The sequence below is a fragment of the Duganella sp. Root336D2 genome (assembly GCF_001425005.1).
GTDB lineage: Bacteria > Pseudomonadota > Gammaproteobacteria > Burkholderiales > Burkholderiaceae_D > Rugamonas.
In genome coordinates, this window is sequence record NZ_LMDB01000030.1 from 1 (window position 1) to 2,408 (window position 2,408).

The window sequence follows — 2,408 nt, forward strand, 5'->3', positions numbered from 1 at the left end:
GCTGGTTTTGGTCCCATCTAACCCTCGAAAATTTGCAAGGAATTGCGCCCATTTTAGCGAAACCTTGCAAATCTCAGCAGCGTTATTTGCGCATTTCACCTTTAGATTCAGGCGCCGTTTAATTGTTCAGGGCCGACTAAAGGAGAATCAGGTGGTCAATAAAGAGAGGTTTGGCATGGCGCGAACCCGGCCAGCGCAGACCGGCAGCACGACCGCGTAAACGCGCCAACAGCGGGCGAGTGTGGTGGTCTACATGGGGGCTAAAGCGCCCCCATACCCTGCAACATGACTACCTGATGCATGCGGCTGCGCTTTGGTTCGGCGCCAGCGAAGGTTTCAACTTATTGCGGAAAATTTCACTGCATTGCAGATTGTTGCCGATGGTTGCAGATGGTTGCGCCGAATTTCACGGATTTGCAGCCGGTGCGAAAAAACCATGGATGGATACGCTTTTTAACGGCTTCCGCGAAGGTCTGCGGGCGCGTTAAATGTTGAAATCGTGGTGGTTTGCGCCGTCCAAATTGCTCTACACCATACGCACCTTACAGGTGCCAAAGTAACCCTTATGGAATATGGCTTTCCGTGTAATACAAAAGATCCTTCCGTATTACAATCGGGCGTAGCGCGTTGATCGCAAACGGATTATTACGGAAAAATGTAATACAGGCGCCCACTGCCGGGCGCGCGCGCTTCCCGGCTCAGGAAAGTGACCAGATTCCGCCATCGTGGACGGCGGTAAAGTGCGCGCAATTGGCGATGGGGTGGGCCAGGTCGAAGGTGTGGAAAGCGCGCATGGCATCGGTATCGATGACCAAGGGGCGACTGGTGATGGACCAGCGCACGGCCTGCATGAACTGGCCGTGACCGAACAGCGCGACCGACGCCAGTGGCAATTCTGCGAGCCGGTCCAGTGCGGCCGACACGCGCCACATGAAGGCGGCGAACGATTCGGCGCCAGGGCCATCGACTGCCAGCGGGTCGGCCGCATCCCAATACTGTGCCACCCACGGCCTGCGCTGTTCGGCCGTCGTGTGCGCGCAGCGCGCCGGGGCCAGATACGTGAATTCCTGCACCGCCCACGTTTCCACCGGCGCGGCCGTAAAGCGTGCGCACGTCGGTGCGGCCGTTTGCTGGACGCGTAGGAAGGGCGAACATACGATCAAATCGGGCGCAGCGCTAAAGCGGTTGCCGACCTCCCGCGCCTGGTCATGGCCGCGTGGCGTGAGCGGGATCGAGGCGGGATCGGACGTGGCGGCGCCGGCATTGGCGGCACTCTCGGCGTGGCGGATAAAGCGGACGGTGAACATGCAATGCCTGGCCAGCTATCGTAGTTGTTAAAAAATACCGGTCCCGCTCTGTTCAACCACATGCAAGCAGCTTGCAACCTGATGCAACCAGGATGCACGCAAAATGCAACCGTCCGTGAAAAAAACGCCTCAAGTAGGCACGACAAATATGATTACATAACTCTGACGAGTTACGCCCTCATATTGCGCGCCAAAGGGAAATTCCCTTTGCATCCCTGCGTCCTACGGACGCTGCACCCATCAAGTTTGCAACGGACTGCGCCTCGTGACGTGGTGAGAGCTGTAGCTCTTCTTTTAAATAAAAAAAGCCGTCCCCAACCCGCTGCTTGCGCGTGGGTTCAGGGTACGGCTTTTTTTTTAGCTGCTAAGAAAGAGCGCTAGGCGTTGGCCTGAGCCAGCACCGTTTCCAGCATTTCCATCACAAAGCGCTGTTTCTGCTTGGGCAGCTCGCTGATGCGCTCGATGCTGCGCTCCAGTTGCGAAGGTGGCCCGCGCTTGCCGCCGCGCGGGGTGGCTGTCCGGCCCAGCAGCACATCCACCTGCACCTTAAAAGTCTCAGCCAGGGTCGGCAGCATCGACGCCGGCACGCGCAGGCGCGCCACCTCGTAATGGGCGAGTGTCTGCTGTGCGATGCCGAGCACTTCGGCTAGTTGCTGCTGCGTCATGTCGTGTTCGCGCCGCAGTTGAGCGATGCGCTTGCCCAGCTCCACGAAGAACGGCTTGTCGTTTGAGGCCATTGCATCCATCCAAAGGTGCGTATGTGACCTCATAAGATACCTCCTGTTTTTAGAAACAGAGTTGACAATACTCTGAAATAGAGTAATGATCAAGGCAGTTATTTATATTTTTACCCCCTTGACAGGTTTTTGAGCTGAAGACGAAAAATGGCCCGTATCCCCGAAAATGACATCGAGCAGCTAAAGAATGAGGTGTCCGTCGAGCGCTTAGTCGAGTCGGCCGGCATCGATCTCAAGAAAAGCGGCAAGGACCGCATCGGCGTTTTAAAGTGGACCCATCAGTCAAGACACTTTGCCGCTTAGTTTAAGCTGTGCCCATTTCCAATTCCACAGCTGCATGGCGCTGCCCCGTAATTCCTGCATT

General features: G+C 56.6%; 4 protein-coding genes. 2 read left to right on the top strand and 2 right to left on the bottom strand.

Annotated features, from left to right (window positions below; genetic code table 11):
• Nucleotides 1–296 precede the first annotated feature (296 nt).
• Nucleotides 297–488, top strand: a complete 192-nt coding sequence (locus ASD07_RS30965) for a hypothetical protein (RefSeq protein ID WP_156398077.1) — start codon at nt 297–299, stop codon at nt 486–488.
• Between the two features lie 210 nt (nt 489–698).
• Here ASD07_RS30965 and ASD07_RS18305 read toward each other — a convergent pair whose 3' ends face one another.
• Entirely contained in the window at nt 699–1,307 is a 609-nt protein-coding gene (locus tag ASD07_RS18305) for a histidine phosphatase family protein (protein WP_055933673.1), read from the bottom strand.
• A gap of 377 nt (nt 1,308–1,684) precedes the next feature.
• On the bottom strand, nt 1,685–2,044 hold the full coding sequence (locus tag ASD07_RS18310) for a helix-turn-helix domain-containing protein (protein ID WP_200953820.1): 360 nt from the start codon (nt 2,042–2,044) through the stop codon (nt 1,685–1,687).
• 147 nt (nt 2,045–2,191) lie between these two features.
• Between ASD07_RS18310 and ASD07_RS30970 the strand changes: the two genes are divergently transcribed.
• Complete coding sequence (locus tag ASD07_RS30970) at nt 2,192–2,347, top strand: hypothetical protein (RefSeq protein WP_156398078.1); 156 nt, start codon at nt 2,192–2,194, stop codon at nt 2,345–2,347.
• The last annotated feature ends 61 nt before the right edge of the window (nt 2,348–2,408 follow it).

What these genes read in the sequence shown, in the direction of transcription:
- ASD07_RS30965 (WP_156398077.1), top strand. Translation starts at nt 297, where the DNA reads ATGCATGCGGCTGCGCTTTGGTTCGGCGCCAGCGAAGGTTTCAACTTA.
- ASD07_RS18305 (WP_055933673.1), bottom strand. Translation starts at nt 1,307, where the DNA reads ATGTTCACCGTCCGCTTTATCCGCCACGCCGAGAGTGCCGCCAATGCC.
- ASD07_RS18310 (WP_200953820.1), bottom strand. Translation starts at nt 2,044, where the DNA reads ATGGCCTCAAACGACAAGCCGTTCTTCGTGGAGCTGGGCAAGCGCATC.
- ASD07_RS30970 (WP_156398078.1), top strand. Translation starts at nt 2,192, where the DNA reads ATGGCCCGTATCCCCGAAAATGACATCGAGCAGCTAAAGAATGAGGTG.